Origin of the sequence: Anaeromusa acidaminophila DSM 3853, assembly GCF_000374545.1 — a bacterium.
Taxonomy (GTDB): Bacteria; Bacillota; Negativicutes; order Anaeromusales; family Anaeromusaceae; genus Anaeromusa; species Anaeromusa acidaminophila.
This window is the reverse complement of record NZ_KB894583.1, coordinates 129,673-152,118: the sequence shown is the minus strand read 5'-3', so window position 1 is coordinate 152,118 and position 22,446 is coordinate 129,673. Positions and strand designations below refer to the sequence as shown.

The 22,446-nt window shown below is 51.2% G+C and carries 21 protein-coding genes; 3 read left to right on the top strand and 18 right to left on the bottom strand.

Annotated features, from left to right (window positions below; all coding sequences use genetic code 11):
- Positions 1-154: 154 nt before the first annotated feature.
- From feoB to C508_RS0102485, 3 genes are all read right to left on the bottom strand, one after another.
- On the bottom strand, positions 155-2,062 hold the full coding sequence (gene feoB, locus C508_RS0102495; protein WP_018701960.1) for a ferrous iron transport protein B: 1,908 nt from the start codon (positions 2,060-2,062) through the stop codon (positions 155-157).
- Between the two features lie 21 nt (positions 2,063-2,083).
- Entirely contained in the window at positions 2,084-2,302 is a 219-nt protein-coding gene (locus C508_RS0102490; RefSeq protein WP_018701959.1) for a FeoA family protein, read from the bottom strand.
- A 141-nt stretch (positions 2,303-2,443) separates the two neighbouring features.
- Positions 2,444-3,130 carry a hypothetical protein gene (locus C508_RS0102485; RefSeq protein ID WP_018701958.1) on the bottom strand — a complete coding sequence of 229 codons (687 nt, stop codon included), beginning with the start codon at positions 3,128-3,130 and terminating at the stop codon, positions 2,444-2,446.
- 126 nt (positions 3,131-3,256) lie between these two features.
- On the opposite strand from C508_RS0102485, the gene C508_RS0102480 reads away from it, so the two are divergent.
- Positions 3,257-4,486, top strand: a complete 1,230-nt coding sequence (locus C508_RS0102480) for an HD-GYP domain-containing protein (RefSeq protein ID WP_018701957.1) — start codon at positions 3,257-3,259, stop codon at positions 4,484-4,486.
- Between the two features lie 27 nt (positions 4,487-4,513).
- Complete coding sequence (locus tag C508_RS0102475; protein ID WP_018701956.1) at positions 4,514-5,725, top strand: EAL and HDOD domain-containing protein; 1,212 nt, start codon at positions 4,514-4,516, stop codon at positions 5,723-5,725.
- Between the two features lie 47 nt (positions 5,726-5,772).
- Here the strand turns inward: C508_RS0102475 and serS are convergent, their stop codons facing one another.
- Positions 5,773-7,044, bottom strand: a complete 1,272-nt coding sequence (serS, locus tag C508_RS0102470) for a serine--tRNA ligase (RefSeq protein ID WP_018701955.1) — start codon at positions 7,042-7,044, stop codon at positions 5,773-5,775.
- Positions 7,045-7,239: 195 nt separating this feature from the next.
- On the opposite strand from serS, the gene C508_RS0102465 reads away from it, so the two are divergent.
- Complete coding sequence (locus C508_RS0102465) at positions 7,240-7,905, top strand: uracil-DNA glycosylase (RefSeq protein ID WP_018701954.1); 666 nt, start codon at positions 7,240-7,242, stop codon at positions 7,903-7,905.
- Between the two features lie 141 nt (positions 7,906-8,046).
- On the opposite strand, the gene C508_RS0102460 is transcribed toward C508_RS0102465, so the two are convergent.
- The 14 genes from C508_RS0102460 to C508_RS0102390 all read right to left on the bottom strand — a co-directional run bounded on the left by C508_RS0102460 (position 8,047) and on the right by C508_RS0102390 (position 22,438).
- Positions 8,047-9,210: an ABC transporter substrate-binding protein gene (locus C508_RS0102460; RefSeq protein WP_155836702.1), complete on the bottom strand. Its 1,164-nt coding sequence runs from the start codon at positions 9,208-9,210 to the stop codon at positions 8,047-8,049.
- 298 nt (positions 9,211-9,508) lie between these two features.
- Positions 9,509-11,053, bottom strand: a complete 1,545-nt coding sequence (pruA, locus tag C508_RS0102455; protein WP_018701952.1) for an L-glutamate gamma-semialdehyde dehydrogenase — start codon at positions 11,051-11,053, stop codon at positions 9,509-9,511.
- Between the two features lie 33 nt (positions 11,054-11,086).
- A complete protein-coding gene (locus tag C508_RS0102450) occupies positions 11,087-12,235 on the bottom strand; it encodes an NAD(P)/FAD-dependent oxidoreductase (protein ID WP_018701951.1) in 1,149 nt (382 codons plus the stop codon).
- On the bottom strand, positions 12,225-12,503 hold the full coding sequence (locus C508_RS0102445) for a (2Fe-2S)-binding protein (RefSeq protein WP_018701950.1): 279 nt from the start codon (positions 12,501-12,503) through the stop codon (positions 12,225-12,227). The genes C508_RS0102450 and C508_RS0102445 overlap by 11 nt, the downstream gene beginning before the upstream one ends.
- Positions 12,500-12,988 carry an NADH-quinone oxidoreductase subunit I gene (locus C508_RS0102440; RefSeq protein WP_018701949.1) on the bottom strand — a complete coding sequence of 163 codons (489 nt, stop codon included), beginning with the start codon at positions 12,986-12,988 and terminating at the stop codon, positions 12,500-12,502. Before C508_RS0102440 ends, C508_RS0102445 begins: the two co-directional genes overlap by 4 nt.
- Positions 12,989-14,083: an NAD(P)/FAD-dependent oxidoreductase gene (locus C508_RS0102435; protein ID WP_018701948.1), complete on the bottom strand. Its 1,095-nt coding sequence runs from the start codon at positions 14,081-14,083 to the stop codon at positions 12,989-12,991.
- Entirely contained in the window at positions 14,080-14,385 is a 306-nt protein-coding gene (locus C508_RS0102430; protein WP_018701947.1) for a (2Fe-2S)-binding protein, read from the bottom strand. The genes C508_RS0102435 and C508_RS0102430 overlap by 4 nt, the downstream gene beginning before the upstream one ends.
- A gap of 165 nt (positions 14,386-14,550) precedes the next feature.
- Entirely contained in the window at positions 14,551-15,954 is a 1,404-nt protein-coding gene (locus C508_RS0102425) for a sigma-54 interaction domain-containing protein (protein WP_018701946.1), read from the bottom strand.
- 118 nt (positions 15,955-16,072) lie between these two features.
- Entirely contained in the window at positions 16,073-17,788 is a 1,716-nt protein-coding gene (gene ptsP, locus C508_RS0102420; RefSeq protein WP_018701945.1) for a phosphoenolpyruvate--protein phosphotransferase, read from the bottom strand.
- Positions 17,789-17,792: 4 nt separating this feature from the next.
- Complete coding sequence (locus C508_RS0102415; RefSeq protein ID WP_018701944.1) at positions 17,793-18,056, bottom strand: HPr family phosphocarrier protein; 264 nt, start codon at positions 18,054-18,056, stop codon at positions 17,793-17,795.
- Between the two features lie 21 nt (positions 18,057-18,077).
- The gene (gene dhaM / locus C508_RS0102410) at positions 18,078-18,470 is read right to left on the bottom strand and encodes a dihydroxyacetone kinase phosphoryl donor subunit DhaM (RefSeq protein ID WP_018701943.1); all 393 of its coding nucleotides are present in this window, start codon (positions 18,468-18,470) and stop codon (positions 18,078-18,080) included.
- Position 18,471: 1 nt separating this feature from the next.
- Positions 18,472-19,107, bottom strand: coding sequence for a dihydroxyacetone kinase subunit DhaL (dhaL, locus tag C508_RS0102405; RefSeq protein ID WP_018701942.1), 636 nt, complete (start codon positions 19,105-19,107; stop codon positions 18,472-18,474).
- A gap of 119 nt (positions 19,108-19,226) precedes the next feature.
- On the bottom strand, positions 19,227-20,225 hold the full coding sequence (gene dhaK / locus C508_RS0102400; RefSeq protein ID WP_018701941.1) for a dihydroxyacetone kinase subunit DhaK: 999 nt from the start codon (positions 20,223-20,225) through the stop codon (positions 19,227-19,229).
- Positions 20,226-20,386: 161 nt separating this feature from the next.
- Positions 20,387-22,438, bottom strand: coding sequence for a sigma 54-interacting transcriptional regulator (locus C508_RS0102390; RefSeq protein ID WP_018701939.1), 2,052 nt, complete (start codon positions 22,436-22,438; stop codon positions 20,387-20,389).
- Between the last annotated feature and the right edge of the window lie 8 nt (positions 22,439-22,446).

The following is a 22,446-nucleotide window of genomic DNA, read 5'->3' as shown; positions in this document are numbered from 1 at the left end:
GTTTTGCTTACAGTCCTCTTTTTGCCGGCATTTAGAACAAGAGCCGCAGCAAGGAGTCACCAACAGCGTCCGACACCGGGGGCAACGCAGCCCCGCCTGGGCGGTAAGAGGAAAAGAGCAAGTGGGACATTGTGTCATAGCGTCAACCTCCCTTTTAGAGCAGTACCGCAGCTACCAAGCCGCCCACTGCAAAGGCCGCAACCCAGGAGCCCAGCCAAATAATCGTGCCTTCCATACGGCCTCGTTCTTTAAACATTACCAGTACCGAAGCAATACAGGGCACAAACAAGGTGATGGTCACCAAGGAAACTAACATTTGTTCCGGCGAAATCGCCATATCGGTCAGCCCGGCAGCGCCAAAATCACGCCGGATCATGCCCATGATAAAAATGGTTGCCGATTCTCGCGGCAGCTTGAGCATGCCGACCGTTACAGGGGCCAGCACATCTTGGATACTCTCCAAAAGGCCCGTCACCTGCAAGGTCGTAATAATCAGCGCTCCCAACGCAAATAAGGGCGCCGCTTCTTTCAAAAATGCATACGACTTGGTGGCCATCTTTTTCAAGACATTTTCCAAACGAGGCAGACGAAGAGGCGGCAAGTCGATAAGAAGGTCGCTGGTTTCTCCTGGCAATACCTTGCTCAGCACCCTTCCTGTCACGCCCAGCACCAGCACCAAGATCCCCACGTACAGCATCGTGTAATAGGCGCCAATGCCGGATAAGAGGCCCACAATAACCCCCAGCTGCGCTGAACAGGGAATAGCCAGTCCCAAAAGAGCCGTCGCAATGGTCCGTTCCCGCTCCGAGCCCAGCAACCTCGTCGTAATGGTAGCCATCGTAATGCAGCCAAAGCCAAGGATCATTGGAATAATCGCTCTTCCGTTAAGACCGATCAAGTTCATCATCCGGTCTACCAGAGTGGCCAAACGGGGCAAATACCCCGAATCCTCCATAATGGAAAGCATGAAGTAAAACGCCACAACCAACGGCAATAAAAGTCCCATTACATAGGTGACGGTCATTGTCATCAGTCCGAATTCGCCAATCAAAAAGGCTCCCAACACCGATTCTTCTGCGACATACCGTCCAATCAAGCCCCGTACCATCGGCTCATAATAGCCCTGCATCAACGTCTCTTCGGTAAAACCAACTACATCTTGGGCCACAAAGACCCCGATGAAATAAAACATCAACGAAACGGCCAACAGAAAAAAAGGCACTCCTGTCGCTGGCCGAAGCATCCAACGCCCCAAACGCGTGGCAAAATCCACGCCTTGCTGCGTCTCGCTCAAAACATGGCAAACCAAATCATTCACACGCTCACGGCGGTCACTATAAATAGCCTCACGGCGATCACCCGGCGCAATGCCATGCCGCTCCGCCACGTGCGGATCTCCTTCGAGAACCAACAGCGCCTCCGCTTGGCTGCTAATACGGTTCAAAGTTTCTTTCAGCTCTCTTTGCAGCGGTGCGGGTACAATGCCGGTTCTAGCCTCCTCCAAGCGTTCGCGAATCTGTTCCAAACCCTGCCCCTTGACGGCCACCGTAGAAACGACGGGAACTCCCAGCAAATGCTCCAACAAGTGCGCATCTACCCGAATGCCCTTTTGCGCGGCGTCATCCACCATATTTAAGGCTACCAGCACGGGAATGCCGGTGTCAATCACCTGCAACGTCAAAAACAAATCTCGTTCCAAGTGCACCGCATCCACCACATTAATGATCAGATCAGCCGCAAGAATGACATCTCTGGCCACGCGCTCTTCGTCGTTAAACGAAGAAATCCCATATACGCCGGGAGTGTCAATCACAACGTCTTCTCCCAGTTTTCCATAAGAAATATCTACCGTTGTACCGGGAAAGTTGGACACATCCACATACAAGCCGGTCAAATAATTAAAGAATACCGATTTACCCACATTCGGGTTGCCCACTAAAACAATCTTTCTGGCGCCCGACGGCACCACGCCCTCTAACGAAGTGTGTCCCAGCCCACAATGCTTTTGTCCTGAGACGTTATTTTTCTTTTCATGGCAGCAGCTCTTGTTATGACAAGACATGTCGGCTGTCTCCTTTTCTAGTTACGCTAAAGCAATTTTGATGTTTTCCGCCAACCGACGGCCAATAGCAATTTCTTGTTTTCCTTTAGAAAGCACAATGGGCCCGGCCATAATTTTTTCCGCGCATTCCACCTCTGCACCAATAGAAATGCCAAACCGAATGGCTTGCGCTCGTATTTCTTCTTGAGGGATGGCTAAAATTCGTATTTTCTGTCCTCGCTGTACTTGATCCAGTGTCATAGTACCCCTCCATGATCTCGATTATCATTATCACGTTAACGAGTAAAAAAAGGCAAACAGGCTTTAGCCAAGTTTGCAAAACCATTGAAATTAATTATCATTAATTTCTACCTGTATTATACGAAATAAAACCAAGCACTGTCAATGAAAATAATACTCATTACGCAGCCACCAAGTACAACAAAGAAAGAGGATAACGGAACACCAAAGCAGGCTCCTTTGCAGTATTCCCGGCTGTCGCAGCCATTTCATAGGCTGCACTATGCCGCTATAAACAAGCCCCCCCATAGCCAAGCAAGACGCTAGCGAAAACGGCCCATTTAGAAATAGCCAAAGTTGACTGCCCGTTAAGACTGCTGTCGCTAAAACGCCCACTGCCAGTACATTCAGTACGCCCAAATGCATTTCTGCTTGCCACTGTGCAGACAATGCTGCATATAAGAGAGCTCCGCCGCCAAAAGCGCTGCCAAAAAAGCTCAGCCAGATTATCGCTGATGTGGGAGCTCCCGGTAAAGACGCCATTGCCGCCGCTTGCCCTCCTAATAAAATCGCCCCTAAAGCCCCGCCTAACAGAGCCAGCCACCACGCCATTCCCGGCAGCCGTTTTCCAACAATAATTGCTAAAACATAGCATGCCAGCCAGACATTTTCTTCAGACGCCGGCCAAGCTTCCCACAAGAAAAAAACAACCATTTCGAGGGCAACGCCGCAACCCACTAAAAAAAACATAAGCGGCCGAACCAGCCGCGGCTGCTGCCGCCACCGCCCCCACAAAGCCCAAGATACGCCTACTAAAACTTGCCAGGACAATCCAACGCTCCAAGCCATGACCTTCCTCCAAAATTCACACAATTTCAAGGTTCTGCACGACATTTATTACCAAATTTGGTACAATAACAATATACTTGATTATATCATACTAAAAAAGTCCCACTCTAAAGGAGGACGCCGTGCATGCATCCCTTTCAAGCCAAGATTTGTGATATATCCAATCTCCAAGCTGGTATGCGCCTGGCTTCACCAGTCTATGACTTCAACGGGAAAATGCTGCTCAGCCAGGGAGTGGTTTTATCGGCCAAACACATTTCCCTTTTGCAAAACCTGCTTATCATGCAGGTGACCATTTGGGTAGACCGGCCACCAAGCCTGCTTGACGAAACCCCGGAAGCCGTTTCAGAATTTCCTTCCATAGAAGAAGAGTTTGCAGAAACAGCACCGATGTTAGACTTGCCCGCACCAAAAGAACCGATTACTTCACCGGCTCCTTTTCAAATGCTTTGGGATGCTTTTTGGAATCAGTCTCCCCAAAGTGAATTAAGTATGCATTATCGCCGTTTGCTGGAAGAAATCAAACATATTTTTTCTTCCGCGCGTTTACATGGCCGCTTAGAGAAGGAACTGCTAGAAACCTTAGCTGGCGATCTCCTTGCGTTAACCGCTTCTCCGGTACAGGTTCTGCGCTGTTTGCATTTGCACCCGCGAAATTCCCCCTATATATTCCATCATACCTTGCATGTGGCGCTTCTTTCCGCCTTGATTGGCAAACAATGCGATTTTTCCGAAGAACGGCTGCAGGCGCTTACGCTGTCTGCCCTACTGCATGACGTAGGAAAATTACGTGTTTCTTTAGAAGTGTTGGGAAAGCAACAGCCCTTGTCGGAAGATGAAAAAGAAAAAGTTCGTTTACATTCCCTGCTAGGGTTTCGTTTTCTTCAAAAACAGAAAGAATATGATTTGCCTGTCCTCATGGGCGTTCTCCAGCATCATGAGCGCTTAGACGGCAGCGGCTACCCTCTTCATACCAAGAGCGACAAGACGCATGTCTTCGCTAAAATCATCGCAATAGCCGACGTATACGACGCCATGACCTCGCAAAAAAGTTATGGCACCCAACACAGTTCGTTTGTCGCCTTAGATGAAATTCAAAGCTCAATTCTCTCCGGTCAGTTAGATACGCACTGCGGACAAGCGTTTCTAAAACTCATGCAGAACCATCTTGCAGGAGAATGGCTGGAACTGACCGATGGCCGATTTGCCCAGCTTCTGTTTTGGGAATTAACTGGTACGCATTCGCTTGTTGTACAAACCCCGGAAAAAGAAGTACTGGATCTCCAAGGGAACCACTTAGTCCGCCCCTTGCGCTTTATTCCCCCGCTTCACTTTGCTAACGGCGGCACCCATTAGGCAGCTTACGTTGCACGAGGATGAATCATGGATATATTTGTAGCCAGACAACCGATTTTCAATACCAATTCCCAGGTAGTTGCTTATGAACTTCTTTTTCGCAACAGCGAAATTAACCAGGCCGAATATGTTGATGATAATCAGGCAACAAAAGAAGTTTTGGTGAATGTCTTCCTGCAAATGGGTATTGATACCATTACCGAAGGTAAAAAAGCCTTCGTCAATTTTAGTGCGTCCTTGCTTCAGCAAAAAATTCCGCAACTTTTGCCGCCGGATGTATTGGCCGTCGAAATATTAGAAACCGTCTCCCCCAGCCAAGAGGTTATCGACGCTTGTGTACAATTAAAAAGAGACGGTTATTGGCTGGTGCTTGATGATTTTATCCCGTCGCCGGAATGGCTGCCTTTAGCCACTTTGGCCGATATCATCAAAGTAGATTTCCGTGATGCCAAAAGTCTGCAAACCAAAAGCTTTCTGTATCGTCACGGCATCTACCACCCACGTTTCTTAGCGGAAAAAATAGAAACCAAAGACGAATTTTTACAAGCGCGGGCTCAAGGATATACTTTTTTTCAAGGCTATTTTTTTAGCAAACCTACCGTACTCTCTCAAAAAGAAATACCGATTGTCAGCGCTCACCACTTATATCTTTCCCGCGAGCTTCACGCCCGTATTGTCAATATTCATCGCTTTGAAGCCATTGTCAAACGTGATATGGCCTTATCCTACCAACTGCTAAAGTACGCTAATTCCGCTTTTTTCGGCTTTCACTCGCCGGTTCAGTCCATCCGCCACGCCGCAGCTTTATTAGGGCAACGCGAACTATCCAAGTGGATTGCCTTAGTGACCTTGCGCAATCTCAGCAGCGAACAGCCTCCGGAACTATTACATCTCGCTGTTATCCGCGGGCGACATTGCGAGCTGTTGTCCGAACATCTCCAGACTACTCTAGCACCTGATTATTTCTTTTTTACCGGTTTATTTTCACTTTTAGACGCTTTTCTAGGACGGCCGATTAAAGATATTCTCTCCTATCTCCCTATTCCCGACGAAGTCTGCCAAGCTTTGCTAGGTCAGCCAAACAGGCTGCGTCAACTGTTGGATCTGGTTATTGCTTACGAACGAGGCGACTGGCCTCAAGTATTGCAATACAGCCGTCAGCTACAGCTTCCTTCGAGCCAGTTGGCCCCCAAATACTTGTCTGCCATCTCTTGGGAAAAAGAATTTTTCCGCGAATAAGAGCAATAAAAAACGCTCCGCACACTGTGCGAAGCGTTTTTTTGCTTTTAAGGTTGAATCACATCTACGCCCATAAAAGCGCGCAGTACCTTTGGCACCACAACCGAGCCGTCAGCCTGCTGATAGTTTTCCAAAATAGCAGCCACAGTCCGGCCAATGGCCAGTCCGGAGCCATTCAATGTATGCAAATACTCCGGTTTGGATTTCGCATCCCGACGGAATTTAATGTCCGCCCGTCGAGCCTGGAAATCCTCAAAATTCGAACAGGAGGAAATCTCTCGATAGGTGTTAAAGCTAGGCAGCCAGACTTCCAAATCATAGGTCTTCGCGGAAGAAAAGCCAATATCACCGCTGCAAAGGGTAATTACCCGATACGGCAATTCCAACAGTTGCAGAATGCGTTCCGCATTACCCACCAATTTTTCCAGCTCGTCATAGGAGTCTTCCGGCAAGCAGAATTTAACCATTTCCACCTTATTAAACTGATGCTGCCGGATAATGCCCCGGGTATCTCGCCCGGCTGAACCGGCTTCCGCACGGAAACAAGCGCTATAAGCGGTGTAATATTTAGGCAGATCCTTAGCATCCAAAATTTCACCGCGATGCAAGTTCGTAATCGGCACTTCCGCTGTTGGGATAAGATAATAATCCAAGCCTTCCAGCTTAAACATGTCTTCGGCAAATTTCGGCAACTGACCGGTACCGGTCATGCTATCCTTGTTTGCAATAAACGGCGGGAAAAATTCAGTATAGCCGTGTTCACGGGTGTGCACGTCCAACATGAAATTAATCAAAGCCCGTTCTAAACGCGCTCCCAAGCCCCGATAAAACGTAAAACGCGCCCCAGTTACTTTAGCGCCCCGCTCAAAGTCAAGAATTCCCAAGTCTTCGCCTAAATCCCAGTGCGCTTTCGGCTCAAAGGAAAAGGAGGGGACTTCGCCTACACGGCGCAATTCCGGATTATCCGCTTCATCCCGGCCTACCGGCACGGAAGCATGGGGTAAATTAGGAATACTGAGCAAAATTTCCTTCAGCTCCGCCTCCACCTGGCGCACCGTTTCATCAAGTTCGGAGATTTTCTCCCCGACGCTGCGCATTTCCAGGATCAAAGCTTCAGCATCTTCTTTGGCTTTTTTCAGTCGGCTAATTTCTTGAGAAACCGTATTGCGCCGGCTTTTCAGCGCTTCCACTTCCGTCAACACTTCCCGGCGTTTTTTCTCCAGGGCCAGGAAATCATCAAGCGTTAAGGCGCTGCCTCTTTTCTGCAATCCTGCCAGCACCGCTTCGGGATTCTCCCGCACAAATTTCATATCCAACATGACAGCTGAACCTCCTGACAGCAAAATGACACCCCCGCCTGAGAGTGCCGAAACGCATCCTTCCTCAGCGGAAGTGGCTATTTTTGCTTGCTATGTACTTTCCCATTTTACAATAATGTTCTTTCCTTTGTAAAGGAAAACCAGGTATATGGTCGAAGTTAAGAAAGAATAACACTTTTACTACGAGGTGATTCCATGTCGTTTCCCAATCACGAGAACTTAGAGGAGGCTTTGCTGCAATGTAACGCCTGCTCTCTTTACAAGGATGCCATTGGCCCTACTTCCTCCAACGGCAGCGTTACCAGTCCGCTGGCCATCGTCGGCGAAGGCCCTGGCGGCGTCGAGGATGAATATGGAGTACCGCTGGTAGGTCCTTCTGGAAAGCTCTTGGACAAGGCGCTTTGGAGCGTGGGAGTTACACGTAATTGCATTTACACCACGAATGTCTTAAAATGCCGCCCCAAAGGCAATCGCACCCCGACTATTGAAGAAGGCTCTTTTTGCGCCAACCGCTGGCTAGACGAAGAGCTGGGCCTGATACAGCCAAAAGTGATTATCGCCCTAGGCAGCGTAGCTTTAAAATACTTAAAGGACCCTCACAGCCGCATTACCAAGGACCGCGGACAATGGTTCGAGACTAAATACGGCATTCCGGCCATTGCCACCTACCATCCAGCCTACTTGCTGCGCCTGACCGGTCCGGCACTCGTCAAGGCCAAGTGGGAGGTCTTCTACGATCTGCAATCGGCAGTAGCCAAATGCAAAGAAGAATCTCCTGATTGGATTTCTAAAAGCGACGAGCCGACCGATCTTCTCTCTTTATACGAGGAACGGCGCAACAGCCGACGCATGCGAACGTAACCATCAGAACGCTCGGAGATCCTTAAAAATTAGAAATACCGAATAAGAAACCGGCATCACCATTTTGTGACGCCGGTTTCTTATTTCCAAAATCCATGCTAGCGGATTCGGAGGCTCTACCGATTGGAAACGAGAAGAGAATTACGGTTTGATGGTTTCGCGATAAACCTGTTTGCCATCTTTCATTTCGATGATAACAGCGCTCTTCACAGCGTCATGCTTTTCGTTCAAAGTCAGATCGCCGGTAACCGCAGGGAAGTTTTTCGTAGCGGCCAAAGCATCGCGAATTTTCTGAGGTTCTGCGCTGCCAGCGCGTTTGATCGCGTCAACAAGAGCGTACGCGGCGTCATAGCCAAGAACCGCCATAGCGTCCGGTTGCTGACCGTACTCTTTCTGGTACGCTTCTACGAAAGCGCGGGATTTCGGGCTCTTGTCTTCTACCGAATAGTGGTTAGTGAAATAGGTGTTGTTCAGGGCTGCCGCGCCGCCGATTTCAGCCAGTTTCGGAGAATCCCAGCCGTCTCCGCCGACAAAGGGAGCCGTGATCCCCAATTCACGAGCCTGCTTGACAATTTTACCCACTTCTTCATAATAGCCTGGCAAGTAGATGACATCGGGATTGGCCGCTTTGATGTTGGTCAGGATGGTTTTGAAATCCTGGTCTTTCTGCAAGTACGCTTCTTCAGCCACTATCGCGCCGCCGCCAGCAGTATACGCCGGTTTAAAGACGGATACAAGACCTTTACTGTAGTCACTGGAGTTATCAACCATAATTGCTGCTTTTTTAGCTTTCAGCGTGTTCAACACAAAGTTGGCGCCTACCGTGCCTTGGAAAGGATCGATGAAGCAAACGCGGAAGGTATAGTCCTTAGCTTTACCGGACGCTTCATTAATAGTTACTTTGGGGTTGGTCGTAGCTGCGGCTACAAAAGGAATTTTATTCGCTTCCGCCACGCTGGAAGCGGCAATGCCGTTAGAGCTGGTAGTAAAGCCTGTTACCGCCACAACCTTATCTTGGCTGATAACTTTGGTCATCGCATTGGAAGATTCCGAAGGCTCGCCTTTATTATCGGCAACAACCAGCTGAATTTGCTTGCCCAGCACGCCGCCATTCGCATTAATTTCTTTAAAGGCCAGCTTTGCGCCATTTGCTGCCGCCGTCCCGAAGGAAGCTGTATTGCCTGTCAGTTCGTACACCACGCCGATTTTAATGTCTTTGCTGGAAGATCCTCCACAGCCGGCGATCAAACCGGTAGTCAGCGCCAACGCACTCAAGAGGGCTGCCATCTTTTTCATTTTCCCCATTTTCATCATACGCGTCTCTCTCCTTCACTTACATTCTTATTTCATGACCCCCGTTACTTCCCGCCATTCCTCCTCTCACCGCGTCTTCTTGCATTATATTGCGCTTCTCATTCCATGCCTCTTAGGGCATCTGCAAAAAAAGAAAGGCTTCTGGAAAGAACAGCATGCTGTTCTTTCCAGAAGCCTCGTTGCCTCATACATTCATCCGGAATATTTCTTTAATTTGATCTTCATTATACTTGTCTGCGGTTCATTTTACAAGCATTTTTTTCTAAATATGGTTATTTCTTGCTTGCCATTATAATCTTTCGCAAATGGATTTTGCCTGCATGAACAACAGCAGATAATCAGCGCCGCCGGCTTTGGAATCAGTACCGGACATATTGAAGCCGCCAAAAGGCTGTACGCCAACCAATGCGCCGGTGCACTTACGATTCAGATAGAGATTGCCTACATGGAAATCTCGCCGAGCCTGCTCTAATTTAGCCCGATTCTGGGAAAACACAGCGCCTGTTAAACCGTACTCCGTGTCATTGGCAATCGCCAAGGCATGATCGTAATCTTCGGCCTTAATCACCGCCAGCACCGGCCCAAAAATTTCTTCTTGCGCAACGCGAGCATGGGCGTCCACATCGGCAATGACCGTCGGCTCAATAAAATAGCCTGCCGCATCGCCGGCTTTACCGCCAATGACAATCTTGCCTTCGCTTTTACCGATCTCAATGTACTCCAGGATTTTCTTGTAGGCGTTTTCATCGACCACCGGTCCCATATTCATCGCCGGATCCGCAGCACAACCCACTTTTAAAGCCTTCGTTTTAGCCACTACTTTAGCCAGCACTTCCTCGTAAACGTCAGCCACAATAATGGCCCGGGAGCAAGCAGAGCATTTTTGTCCCTGGAACCCAAAGGCAGAGGCGACAATACCTGCCGCTGCTTCTTCCAGATTAGCTTCATTATCGACAACAATGGCGTCCTTGCCGCCCATTTCCGCAATGACCCGTTTGATCCATTTCTGTCCAGGCGCTACATCGGCAGCCAGCTTATTAATGCGCAAGCCCACTTCCTTAGAGCCGGTAAAATTAATGAAACGCACTAAAGGATGCGTCGTCAGATAGTCTCCAATGGTGCCGCCGCTGCCGGGAAGATAGTTGATAACCCCCGCCGGAAAGCCCGCTTCCGCCCAAACTTCCATCAGTTTAGCAGCCACTACCGGCGTAGCGCTGGCCGGTTTAACGATAACCGTATTGCCGGACACGGCAGCCGCAGCGGTCATGCCCGCCAAAATAGCCAAGGGGAAATTCCAGGGCGGAATAACCACGCCGACGCCCAAGGGGATATATACACATTCATTAGTTTCTCCCGGATACGGATACACGGACATGCCTTTGGCATACTGCAGCATCTGGCGTGCATAATACTCCATAAAGTCAATAGCTTCCGCCGTATCGGCATCGGCTTCCGGCCAGGTTTTTCCGGCTTCTTCCGTCAGCCAAGCGGAAAATTCGAATTTACGACGCCGCAAGATAGCCGCCGCTTTGAACAAGAGGGACGCCCTCACCTGCGGCGCTACGTGTTTCCAGCTTTCAAAGGTCCGCGCCGCCACTTGCACGGCTTTTTCCGCCAAGTCCGTGTTCGCCCGAGCTACGGTTCCCACTACCTCGCTGGTCAAAGAGGGGTTCAAAGAGGTAATACGCGCTTCCGTATTGACTTCCACACCGTCGATAATCAAAGGATAGTAGGCGCCTTTTTCGGAAGCAACTTTGGACAAAGCCGCCTCCATTTGCTGCCGATTTCCTTCTTGGCTAAAATCGGTAAATGCTTCATTTTTGTATTCAATCATGTTCTAATCCCCTCTTCGATTTATAGTTGTGACTTATACCACAGAGGGCTCGACAAACAATTCGCCTTCTTCAAAGCGTTCTGCACGAAATACGTCTACCGGCAGGGTCGTCTGTTGCCCCAGTACCAGCTGTGCCATTAGTTCGCCGGTGATTGGAGAAATCATAAAGCCATGACCGCTGAAACCGGCAGCCGTAAAGAAACGCGGCTGGCAAGGCGCGCTGCCCAAAATAGGCGTCCGATCCGGACACATATCGTACACGCCCGCCCATTGGCGCACCACCTTCAAACCGGCTAACGGCGGCAGCAGCTTGGTGACGCGCTGCGCCATAGCTTCAAGGAAGTGCCAGCTGGAAGTCATATTCAAGCTTTCCGGCTCATCTGGATGACCGATGCCCATAATAAAGCTGCCATGAGGACTTTGCTGGCAATACAGGTTGTGATAGAAACTCATGACCATGGGTTCCATGACGGCTTCCACCGGCTCGGTCACCAAAATTTCGTGCCGTTCCGGGAAAATAGGCAGTTCCACGCCAGCCATTCTTCCCACCCACTTCGCATGTCCGCCAGCGGCGTTAACGACAGTATCGGTCAAAATATCGCCCTGCGCCGTACGCACTGCCACAATTTTAGAGCCTTCAGTAACAATATCCGTCACTTCGCAAAAGGTGCGAATCTCTACGCCCTGCTTGCGAGCCGCCTGCGCATAGGCCTCAGTAACGCGGAACGGATTGCAGTGACCGTCTTCTGCGCAGAACGTGGCCCCCAGCATACCTTCCGTATTCAACATCGGTACGATTTCTTTCGCTTCTTCCGGCGTCACCCAAGACGCTTCAATGCCCAGCTGTTTTTGCAGCTGCAGGTTTTTACGGAACTGATCTTCCATTTTCTTCGTATACGCCAGCAGCAAATAGCCGCCTTGTTCAAATTCAATATCAACATCCACCCCGAGATACTCCGGAAGGTGTGAAAACATCCTCACGCTTTCCCGGGACAAAAGACAGTTGGTTTCCGTCCCCCACTGCATACGCACGCCGGCGCCGCAACGGCCCGTAGCGCCGCTGGCGAGATATCCTTTTTCAAGAAGAACCACTTTACCGGCGCCTAGACGGGCCAAATTATAGGCAATCGAGCAGCCTACAACACCGCCGCCGATGACCACCACATCTGCTTTATTTTTCATCCTCAGTCCCTCCTGCCAGCACGCCCAGAGAAATCGGCGCTGTCGGCGGCCGGAAGGTGGGCAGTGCAACTTCTTCTACTTTCCGACCTGTTGCTGTAGCGATTTCCTGCGCAATCAAAGGCATGCACGTCCGCCCCTGGCAGGGTCCCATGCCGCAGCGACAAGCACGCTTCACTTCCTCTAGCGAATGATCTCCCTTGGCAATGCGTTCGCGAATCTCTCCTAAAGAAATATCTTCACACCGACAAATGATTGTCTCGTCTTTCATGCTTTTGCCTCCTTCCGGCGAACAAACCGCACCTCATCTACCTGTTCTTTCGGTACAGCCAGCCAAAGTACGTGCGTCTTATTGGCGCTGCGCTGCGCGCGAAGCACTTTTACATCCACAATCGCCTCTCCCTCTCGATTGCAGCCGGCCAGAATCTCACCCTCCTGAGGCAATGGTGAAAATTCGTAAGGCAGTTTTAATAACGCTTCTGTCTCAGTATATTGATAATCGGTTACAACAATAGCCAGCCCAGGGCAATGGGTTAAACAGATACCGCAGCCATTGCATTTTTCTGCGTCCAGTTTAGGCCGCTCATGAATGGGATCCACGGTGATAGCGCCTCGCAGGCACGCATCGGCGCAGGGGTTGCAGGGAATTTCCTGGTAGCATTCAATAATTGCTACAGCGCCTTCTTTTTTTCTTGCTTCACAAGGAAGCACTGCTGCAATCTGCTCCTTGTCCGGAATGCCGGTTTTCGACAGCATTTACATCGCCTCCTCAAAGGTTACTTTGCATAAGCCCTTGCAAACCTTGGCGCTTGTCGGCCCGGAACGCAAGGCGGCCAATTGCCCTTTCGCCTGCTGATATTGCTGTTGAAAGTCCGGCAAATGCATGCCCAGCGAGAACGCCGCATACAACCCGGCAATTTTACCTTCGACCATGGCGGCGGAAGCTTCTTCCACCCCCGCCACATCACCGGCTACAAAAATTTCTTTTTTTGACGTCATCAGATTCGCATCGCGCCACGGCACATAGCCGCCTAATTCTTTCACAAAAGTCATATCGCAGCCCGCCTGCCACAGAAGCTCCGTCAACGGCGACAACCCCACGGACAAGCATAAACCGTCCGCCTCTATCGTCTGCTCGCTTCCCGGCACTACTTGCCATTTTTCATCTACCTTGCCGATAGTCACCGCTTCGAGGCTTTCTTTACCATGCGCCGCTACGATCGTATGAGAAGTGTAAATGGGAACGCCGCAGCGTCGGACTTTCGACGCATGCACCCAATAACTGCCGATAACCGGAGCGCCTTCGACAATAGCCGCTACCTCTACGCCCGCTTGCAGAAGCTGATAGGCTACGATGACGCCAATATTGCCAGCCCCAAGCATAACGATTCGTTTTCCAGGCAGCACGCCATGCACATTCATCAACGTCTGTACGGCTCCAGCTCCGTAGATACCAGGCAAATCCGAATTGGGGAAAGGCAGTGTCTTTTCCGCTGCTCCGGTTGCTACGATCAAGCGTTTCGCTTTAATTTTGTGAAAAACGCCCTTATATTCAGCCGTTACAATGCCGTCTTCCTGATAAATCCCTAGCGCCGTACCGCCGCACCACACTTCAATACCAGGATTCTCCCCTACTTCCGCCAAGAGACGCTCTGCAATAGCTACGCCTCGTTCCCCGGCAAACTCTTCTTTAGAACCGAAAAATTTGTGCGTCTGCTTAATCAGCTGTCCGCCTAAATGATTGGAACGCTCCAAAAGCAGCACTTGTGCGCCTGCTTGGGCCGCTTCCTTGGCGGCGACCAATCCAGCCGGGCCGGCGCCAATAATCAAAATATCACATGTCTTTATCATTTCAAGTACCCGTTCCCTTTCTGGGTTTCTACCTGCATGCCAGCCTGTAAAGGCTCCACGCAAACCCGAACATTGGGTACGCCGTCAACCGTCATCAAACAGGACGAACAATTTCCTATCGCACAAAACAAGCCGCGCGGCCGATTATGGCGGTGGCTGTGACGCAAAGCCCGTACGCCTGCCGCATGCAAGGCGGCGGCAATGGGTTCTCCGGCCCGCCCGCTCAAGGTTTGACCGTCAAAAGAAAATTCAACCAGTCCCTCTTGGGAGAACTCTAAAATCGGATGTTCTGTAATTCTCATGCTTCCCAACACCTCCTGCCCTCTATATAGCAAGGTCCGTGCCAACATAGCAGGATGTTTCATCCCGCCAGGTTTTTCAAGGGTTAAACACAAAAAGACGCTCTGTTGCCAGACGCGTCTTTGCGTACATTCCGTCTACTTTTCGACGTTTTTGTCGGGTCGCCGTCAATCCAGTTCTAACTGACGCAGCTTATAATAAAGAGTCGTCCTGGGAATGCCAAGCTTCTTGGCAGCAGCCGCCTTATTGTAATGGTTTTCTTTCAGCACACGGCGGATGACTTCTTTTTCCCACTGATTCGAAGCGTCAGCCAAGTTGAAATTCCCCTTCACAAGCATGGGCGGCAAGGGGCGGTGCTGCATCCATTCTTGCGGCAAATGCCGGCTTTCCAGCACATCTCCTTCCGCCAGAACTACAATGCGCTCTAAAACATTAAACAATTCCCTTACATTTCCAGGCCAAGGATACTCTAAAAGCATGGCCATCGCATCCGGGTCTACCTTAGTAATCAGCTTGCCATATACCGCCCCAAAGTGCTGCAGCCCTTTATGCACCAATTCCGGAATGTCATCGCGGCGATCCCGCAGCGGCGGCAGCCACAAAGTGACGACATTTAGACGGTAGTATAAATCCTCGCGGAATTCCTTGCGTTCCACCATTTCCTCCAAATTCCGATGGGTCGCCGCCACAATACGCACGTCCACTCGCACCGCTTTAGAACCGCCTACACGATAAAAGCTCTTCTCTTGCAGGGCCCGCAGCAGCTTAACCTGCGCTTCTCTTGGCATATCGCCGATTTCATCCAAAAACAAAGTTCCCTCATGAGCTTCTTCGAGCAAACCCGCCTTGCCTTTGCGATCCGCTCCGGTAAAGGCGCCTCCTTGATAGCCAAAAAGTTCGCTCTCAAAAAGGCCTTCCGGAATCGCGCCGCAATTGATGGCCACAAAAGCGCCAGTACGGCCGCTTGCCTGATGCAATGCCCGCGCAAAGAGCTCTTTGCCGCAACCGCTTTCCCCTCGAATCAACACTGGCGCCGGCGAGGCGGCTACGCGCCGTCCCATGGCTATAGCTTCCTGGATACCTTGACTATGCCCGTAAATAGAAGCAAAGGAATCCACCGCTCGCCCTTCTATGCGTTGCTGCAGGGCCACCATTTCTTCACTGGTGCGAAAGAGCTTTTCATTTAATTGAACTACTTCCGTAATATCACGTTCGGCGCAAACGCCGCCGACATTGCGCTCCGCCAAATGCACCGGCATAGCGTTAATAAGCACATGCTTGTCCGGGCAGGGAGTATGATAGCGTCCGCGGACTTCTTTGCGCTCCTGCACAACCTGAGTTAACAGCAGATTGGAAAAAAACATGCCAATATGCTTGCCGACAATCTCATCCGAAGAAATGCCGTATAAATCAGTGGCATAGCGATTCCAAGCCACAACACAGTCACGTTCATCCACTATACAGACGGCTTCATCCACAGCGGCCAGCACCGCAGCTAGGCGCGCCTCCATACAGGCAAGACGCTCTTTCAATTCGGCTACTTCCAATGATTCCTCACGAACCCCTTCCATCTCGCACCCTCCCTGCAAAGACAAAAAGCCGCCTTGATTACTCAAGGCGGCCACACTGCCGTTATCTTATCCAAAATACTGCTCTAATTATAACGTCTTTGCAGAGTGTTTTCAATACTTAGCCTTCTGATTCTTGTTCCATATTTCGACGCAAGAGTTCGCGAATCGCAGTGCTTTCTTTCAAACTCAACACCTGCGCCAATAATTCGTCCGCTTCATGGCGAGATAAAGAGCGGACCCGTTCCTTTACGCGCGGCAGCGCCGGAGCGCTCATGCTGAGTTCATCAAAACCCAACGCCACCAGTAACGGGGTAGCCAGGGGATCTCCCGCCATTTCTCCGCACATGCCAACCCAAATTCCTGCTTCATGGGCCGCCTGCGCCGTCTGCTGAATCAAACGCAGCACCGCCGGATGAAAATGACTGTAAAGACCGCTAATTTTCGAGTTGCCCCGGTCTACCGCCAAGGTATATTGCACTAAATCATTCGTACCGATACTAAAGAAATCACATTCCTGCGCTAATAGCGGCGCCATGGCCGCCGCTGCAGGCGTCTCCACCATGATACCTAAGGGAACCTCGTTTCCAAAAGACTTGCCTTCTTTTTGCAGCGCTTCTCGAGCGCGCTGCAAAGCCAGCCTTGCTTGGCGAATCTCTTCTACCTGGCTCACCATGGGCAGCATAATGGCTGCTTTTCCATGCACCGCCGCCCGCAGAATGGCTTTTAACTGCGGCAAGAACAGATCCTCCCGCTCCAGACTGATTCGAATGGCCCGCCAGCCCAAAAACGGATTATCTTCTTTAGGAACCTGTAGATAATGCAACGGCTTATCACCGCCAATATCCATCGTCCGGATGACGCACAGCGCTCCTTGACAGCCTTCAATGGCCGCTTTATACGCTTGATACTGTTCCTCTTCGTCGGGGGCGCTGTCATGTCCCATAAAAAGAAATTCCGTACGAAAAAGGCCGACCCCTTCCGCGCCATAGCGCACCGCGGTTTCCATGTCTTGAGGCGAACCGATGTTAGCCGCCAAAGTCATTTTCAGCCCATCGGTAGTCACTGCCGTTTCCCCGGCCAGCGACAAATCGCGTTTGAGCTGCTCGGCTTCTCTTTGAATCTGCTGCAGCGCCTGTTCGCGAGTTTTCATATCCGGCTCCACCCAAACTTCCCCGCGCCCCGCATCCACAAAAACTTCCTGGCCGCTAGTCAAGCCCGTTAAAACCTGATTTAACCCTACAATGGCCGGAATGCCCCTCGCCTTAGCAATAATTACCGCATGTGACGTAGTGCTGCCCTGTCCTAACAGAACCGCTTTTACCGCGCCTGCCGGCAACGCCGCTAGATAAGACGGCTCTACATCCTCCGCCGCTAATATGGCGCCTCCCTCTACAGGCTTCGGCTCCGTCAACCCCAGCAGCACCTTGGCGATGCGCTTGCCTACATCGCGCACATCCGCGGCGCGCTCTCGCAAATAGGCGTCATCCATGGCTTCAAACATAGCCGCATACTGCTCGCTAGCCTGCAGCGCCGCCGCCGGAGCGCCCGCGTCGACCGCCTCTTGCATTGCCATCAGCAAGGCCGTATCTTGAGCCATCAGTTGATGCGCCTCTAAAATTCCCGCCTGCTCATCTTGGCCGGCTTCCCGACAACGGCTAGCCGCCTCTCCCAGCTGCAACGCCGCTGTCGCCGCAGCCGACTCCAGCTTTTCCAGTTCTTCTGCCGTCGCCGAAGGCGCATACGTCTTTAATGCCGCCGTCAATTCATCCCGCAACACCAGAAGCGGTCCCATGGCGCTGCCCGGCACCACAGCCAGTCCTTGCAGCTTTTCCATGATCTTACTCCTCTCCGAAACGACTTTCTACTAGTTCTACCAAAGCCTGTACACAAGCAACTTCATCTTCGCCGGTCGCGGAAATCTTTAAATCTGTATTCTTGGTTACCCCTAACGACATAACCCCTAAAATGCTTTTAGCATCAGCGCTTTTGCCGTTGCCTTCAATCACCACTTTGCTTTTAAATTTAGCCGCCTGCTGCACGAACTGCGCCGCCGGCCGAGCGTGCAGGCCTGTGGGATTGGTAATCTGAACAATTGCTTCCATATAAATTCTCCTCTTCTCCGCCTATAACTTGTGCAAATCCCGAGCTCCTTCTGCAGTTGCCACCACCGAAGCCAACGAACTTCCTAGCGACGCCTCGACAGCCGCACTAATAGCGCCTTCCAAAATCGGAGCATCTGCAATCTGTACGCGTTTGCGTAGCTTTTCATCTAAAAATTCCAGTGCGGTTTCTGCGCTGAGCACCGCGCTGCCCAGATCCGCCAGCACCAACACGCCTTCGCCTACATCCGCTTGAGCAATACGCTCAGCTACCAATGTGGCATCCGTACCAATGCCGCCGTCCGCTGTGCCGCCAGCGGCCAAAATTTTCTGTTCCGCCCGCGCCATCTGCGCCGCCATTTCACAAATCCCTTCCGCAACTTTGACGCTATGGGATACAATTACAATTCCTACCATGCTATCCCTCCTGTTTCTCAGCCAGCTGCCGATACAAGGTCTGCAGCATCAAGGTTGTCGAAGTAGCGCCGGGATCTTGATGCCCGATGCTGCGTTCTCCCAGATAGCTAGCGCGTCCTTTTGTAGCAATAATGGTTTTGGTATATTCGACCCCTGCCGCCGCGGCGTTTTGGGCCGCTTCTAAACATTCCAGCATAGTCTTGCCGTCTTCTCTAGCCTGTGCAAAGGCTTCGGTTGCGGGCTCCAGGGCATCTAGAATGGTCTTTTCCCCTCGAGTCGCCTTGCCGCGTTCCTTGATGCCGCCGACTGCAGCCTCCAGCATTTTTTGCGCCGTATCCTCGTCGACCATTTCTTTCCCTTGCGCCGCTCCGGCAGCCCGCAAGAACGCCGTACCATATAAAGGTCCTGCGGCGCCGCCCACAGTCGAAATCAAGGTCATGCCCACTAGTTTCAACGCCGCACCGACATCTCCCTCGGGAGCTCCGGCCAGTTTGGTTTTAACCGCCTCGAAACCGCGAGCCATATTAATTCCATGATCACCATCGCCAATAGCGGCGTCCAAATCCGTCAGAAATTGTTTTTCCTCTATTACCATAGCTCCCACCGCATTGATGAGCTCTGTTGCTTTCGTATTCATGCCTGTTTCCTCCCATCGTCCGTTTCAAGAAAGGCAGCGGGCTTTCACCCGCTGCCAGCTTCCTTTTCGCTACCGCCAAGAACGCTAGCGTTTTTGCACCAAGTGATTCTTGGGAATCTTTAAAACTGCACCAAAGCCGGCGTATCCGCCGGGGCCAACAGCAACTCTTTTAATTCCGCATCCAATTTCAACAATGTAATGGAGAATCCGGCCATTTCTAGAGAGGTCATGTAATTTCCTACAAAAGTCTTGGCGGTTTTGATGCCTTTAGCAGCCAAAGTTTCCGCCACTTTACGGTTCACAATGTACAGCTCCATCAACGGCGTAGCACCTAGGCCGTTGACCAGCACAGCCACTTCATCTCCTGCGGACAAAGTGATATCAGCTAAAATTTTATCCAGCAAATGCGCTGCAATTTCATCCGCTTTTTTCACAGTTTCCCGATGCGTTCCCGGTTCGCCGTGAATGCCCATGCCAATTTCCATTTCGTCTTCGCCCAAGACAAAGCTAGGCTTGCCTGCAGCCGGTACGGTGCAAGGCGCCAGAGCCATGCCCATGGAACGAACATTGGCGACAACCTTATCCGCGACCGCTTTCACTTCCTCCAGCGAAGCGCCTGTTTCCGCTTTAGCGCCAGCAATTTTATGCACAAACACCGTACCGGCGATGCCGCGACGACCAGTAGTCCACGTGCTATTCTCTACCGCAACGTCATCATTGACAACTACTTTTTCTACTTTAATGCCTTCGGCATCCGCCATTTCCGCAGCCATTTCAAAGTTCATAATATCGCCAGTGTAGTTTTTGATGACCAGTAGTACGCCTTTGCCGCCATCTACCGCTTTCACCGCTTCATACACTTGATCCGGAGTCGGAGACGTAAATACCGCTCCGGCTACCGCTCCGTCCAACATCCCTTTACCGACAAAACCGCCATGAGAAGGTTCATGGCCGCTGCCGCCGCCGCTGACCAAGGCCACTTTACCCTGTACAGGAGCTTGGGCGCGCACAATAACGTCAAAACCCTCTACACGACGTACATATTGAGGATGTGCCGCGACAACCCCCTGAAGCATTTCCTCTACAACTTGCTCGGGTACATTAATGACTTTTTTCATCCTTAATTCTCCCTTCTGCCGGTCTGACCGGCTTGCCGTTTCCGTAGAGTATATTAGCAAAACCCATGCCAACGCGTTTTTGCTGCAACTAAGCCCCCTTTCCTTTTAATTCTTGGTAAAAAAGAACAGACATCTCGTTTTTTGTTGGTAAAAAAGAACAATTAGTCCGTTTTTACCCAAGATGTCTGTTTTTCCAAGCCATACTTGCGCGCCTTCGCCGCAATCGTCTTATGCGTCAAACCTAGCGCCTTACCTGCTGCATTATAACTGCCGCAGCGTTCTAACGCTAAAGCAATGATATTTTTTTCATACTCTGTCCAGGGCAACAGCGGCTCTTCCTGTCGCAAAGCTGGCAAAACCGGTTCCACGCCCATTTCCTTGCGCAAATAGAGAGGTAAATCCTCCAAGCCCAACTGAACCCCTTCGGTCAGCGTCACCATACGCTCTACTACATTCTCTAATTCCCTCACATTTCCTGGCCAGTTGTATCCTTGAAACGCTTCCAGCGCTTCCCGTTGAAACCCTTGGCAGGAAAACCCTTCGCGCCGGGAAACTTTTTCTAAAAAATATTCCGCCAAAAGAGGAATATCTTCTTTACGTTCCCGCAAAGGCGGCAACAGTACCGGTACTACATTCAAGCGATAATACAAATCCTCCCGAAAGTCTCCAGCAGCTACCATGGCCTCCAGATCCCGATGGGTAGCGGCAATAATTCGCACATCCACACGCACCGTCTCTTCGCCGCCGACACGTTCTATCTCCCGTTGCTGCAGCGCTCGCAGCAGCTTCACTTGCATAGTCTTATCCATTTCGCCGATTTCATCCAAAAACAGACTGCCGCCGTCAGCCAATTCAAATCGCCCCAGCTTCCGCCGCACAGCTCCAGTAAAAGCGCCTTTTTCATGGCCAAAAAGCTCGCTTTCCAAGAGCGCCGAAGGAATGGCGCCGCAATTAACCCGGATAAAAGGTCCCTGGGAACGAGGGCTGGCATAATGGATACCTTCGGCAACCAATTCCTTGCCGGTGCCGCTTTCGCCTCGTATGAGCACCGTAGCCTGCGCCGCCGCCGCTTTCGAAGCCATCGCCAGGCAATCTTTCACCTTGCCGCTGCGACCAATGAAATTGTGAAACGCCGCATGAGGCCGTCGAGTACGAAGCAACTCTTCTTCCAAATAGTCCGCCCGCGCATTCGCCTCGTTCAGCTTATCCGCCAGTAATTGCAGTTCCGTTGTATTTTTACTGACCGACAAACCGCCAGTCAAGGCGCCATCCACAAAAATCGGATTAATATTCGAAATCAACGTCACGCCGCTGCGTTTGCGACTGATGCTGCCCAGCACCGCTTGGCCGCTTGTCAGCATCAAACTACGCCCCCCACCGGGAGAAATATCGCCTACACGCTGCCCCAAAAGGTCTTCCCGTTTCTCACCGCACATCGCCACATACGCATCATTCACATAGGTAATCACACCTTGTTTATCAAAAACGCAGATGCCGTCCTGCACCGATTCCAAAATCAGCTGCAGGCGCTCTTTTAGTTCCTTTACCTCTTGCAATTCCCCGGAAACGCGCTCTAAGATCGAAATATCCTCAAAAACAGCTACAGCGCCGCAAACTTTGCCGTCAATCACAATCGGCGTCCGATTGGTAACCGTCACCGAACGCCCTGTTAACTGCCGTTGCCCCAACTCTGCTTCTCCCGTCTGGTTGACAATATGCAACCGAGAACCAGGAATGGCTTCGAACACCTTGCGACCGATGACTTCCGCCGCAGTCACACCCATAATGCGCTCCGCCGCCGGATTGAACACGGTAATGCGGTCCTCTTGATCCGTAACCATCAAGCCGCTGGCGATACTGCGAAAAATCTGTTCCGCCGTAAAGGCATTCTCCTGCAACACGGCATCCATGCCCTGCCAGGCAGGGGCCGCCGCCAAAGAAAAATCCCCTTCCAAAAACGCAGCCATCTCTTGCGCAGCTTCTCCCGCTTCAGCGCCATCAGCGCCAACCCATAACACATCTCCAGCGCGCACCTTTAGGCCCACTAGAAGCATTAAATTATTGGCCGGCACTACTTTGCCAGTTTCCTTACGCAAGGTAATCTCGCTGCCGTAGCGCTGCCTGAGTTCTTGGAAACGCTGCACCACCATAGCCGCTACCCGGGTATGAAGCCCCTTGGGATGCCGAAAAACTATCCGCTGCTCGTATGCCATGAAATCCT

What these genes read in the sequence shown, in the direction of transcription:
- C508_RS0102430 (WP_018701947.1), bottom strand. Translation starts at nt 14,385, where the DNA reads ATGAGAATTACAGAACATCCGATTTTAGAGTTCTCCCAAGAGGGACTG.
- C508_RS0102390 (WP_018701939.1), bottom strand. Translation starts at nt 22,438, where the DNA reads ATGGCATACGAGCAGCGGATAGTTTTTCGGCATCCCAAGGGGCTTCAT.
- ptsP (WP_018701945.1), bottom strand. Translation starts at nt 17,788, where the DNA reads ATGGAAAAGCTGCAAGGACTGGCTGTGGTGCCGGGCAGCGCCATGGGA.
- feoB (WP_018701960.1), bottom strand. Translation starts at nt 2,062, where the DNA reads ATGTCTTGTCATAACAAGAGCTGCTGCCATGAAAAGAAAAATAACGTC.
- C508_RS0102490 (WP_018701959.1), bottom strand. Translation starts at nt 2,302, where the DNA reads ATGACACTGGATCAAGTACAGCGAGGACAGAAAATACGAATTTTAGCC.
- C508_RS0102460 (WP_155836702.1), bottom strand. Translation starts at nt 9,210, where the DNA reads ATGGGGAAAATGAAAAAGATGGCAGCCCTCTTGAGTGCGTTGGCGCTG.
- C508_RS0102435 (WP_018701948.1), bottom strand. Translation starts at nt 14,083, where the DNA reads ATGATAAAGACATGTGATATTTTGATTATTGGCGCCGGCCCGGCTGGA.
- C508_RS0102475 (WP_018701956.1), top strand. Translation starts at nt 4,514, where the DNA reads ATGGATATATTTGTAGCCAGACAACCGATTTTCAATACCAATTCCCAG.
- dhaL (WP_018701942.1), bottom strand. Translation starts at nt 19,107, where the DNA reads ATGAATACGAAAGCAACAGAGCTCATCAATGCGGTGGGAGCTATGGTA.
- C508_RS0102465 (WP_018701954.1), top strand. Translation starts at nt 7,240, where the DNA reads ATGTCGTTTCCCAATCACGAGAACTTAGAGGAGGCTTTGCTGCAATGT.
- C508_RS0102440 (WP_018701949.1), bottom strand. Translation starts at nt 12,988, where the DNA reads ATGCTGTCGAAAACCGGCATTCCGGACAAGGAGCAGATTGCAGCAGTG.
- pruA (WP_018701952.1), bottom strand. Translation starts at nt 11,053, where the DNA reads ATGATTGAATACAAAAATGAAGCATTTACCGATTTTAGCCAAGAAGGA.
- C508_RS0102485 (WP_018701958.1), bottom strand. Translation starts at nt 3,130, where the DNA reads ATGGCTTGGAGCGTTGGATTGTCCTGGCAAGTTTTAGTAGGCGTATCT.
- dhaK (WP_018701941.1), bottom strand. Translation starts at nt 20,225, where the DNA reads ATGAAAAAAGTCATTAATGTACCCGAGCAAGTTGTAGAGGAAATGCTT.
- serS (WP_018701955.1), bottom strand. Translation starts at nt 7,044, where the DNA reads ATGTTGGATATGAAATTTGTGCGGGAGAATCCCGAAGCGGTGCTGGCA.
- C508_RS0102445 (WP_018701950.1), bottom strand. Translation starts at nt 12,503, where the DNA reads ATGAAAGACGAGACAATCATTTGTCGGTGTGAAGATATTTCTTTAGGA.
- C508_RS0102450 (WP_018701951.1), bottom strand. Translation starts at nt 12,235, where the DNA reads ATGAAAAATAAAGCAGATGTGGTGGTCATCGGCGGCGGTGTTGTAGGC.
- C508_RS0102480 (WP_018701957.1), top strand. Translation starts at nt 3,257, where the DNA reads ATGCATCCCTTTCAAGCCAAGATTTGTGATATATCCAATCTCCAAGCT.
- C508_RS0102425 (WP_018701946.1), bottom strand. Translation starts at nt 15,954, where the DNA reads ATGGAAGGGGTTCGTGAGGAATCATTGGAAGTAGCCGAATTGAAAGAG.
- dhaM (WP_018701943.1), bottom strand. Translation starts at nt 18,470, where the DNA reads ATGGTAGGAATTGTAATTGTATCCCATAGCGTCAAAGTTGCGGAAGGG.
- C508_RS0102415 (WP_018701944.1), bottom strand. Translation starts at nt 18,056, where the DNA reads ATGGAAGCAATTGTTCAGATTACCAATCCCACAGGCCTGCACGCTCGG.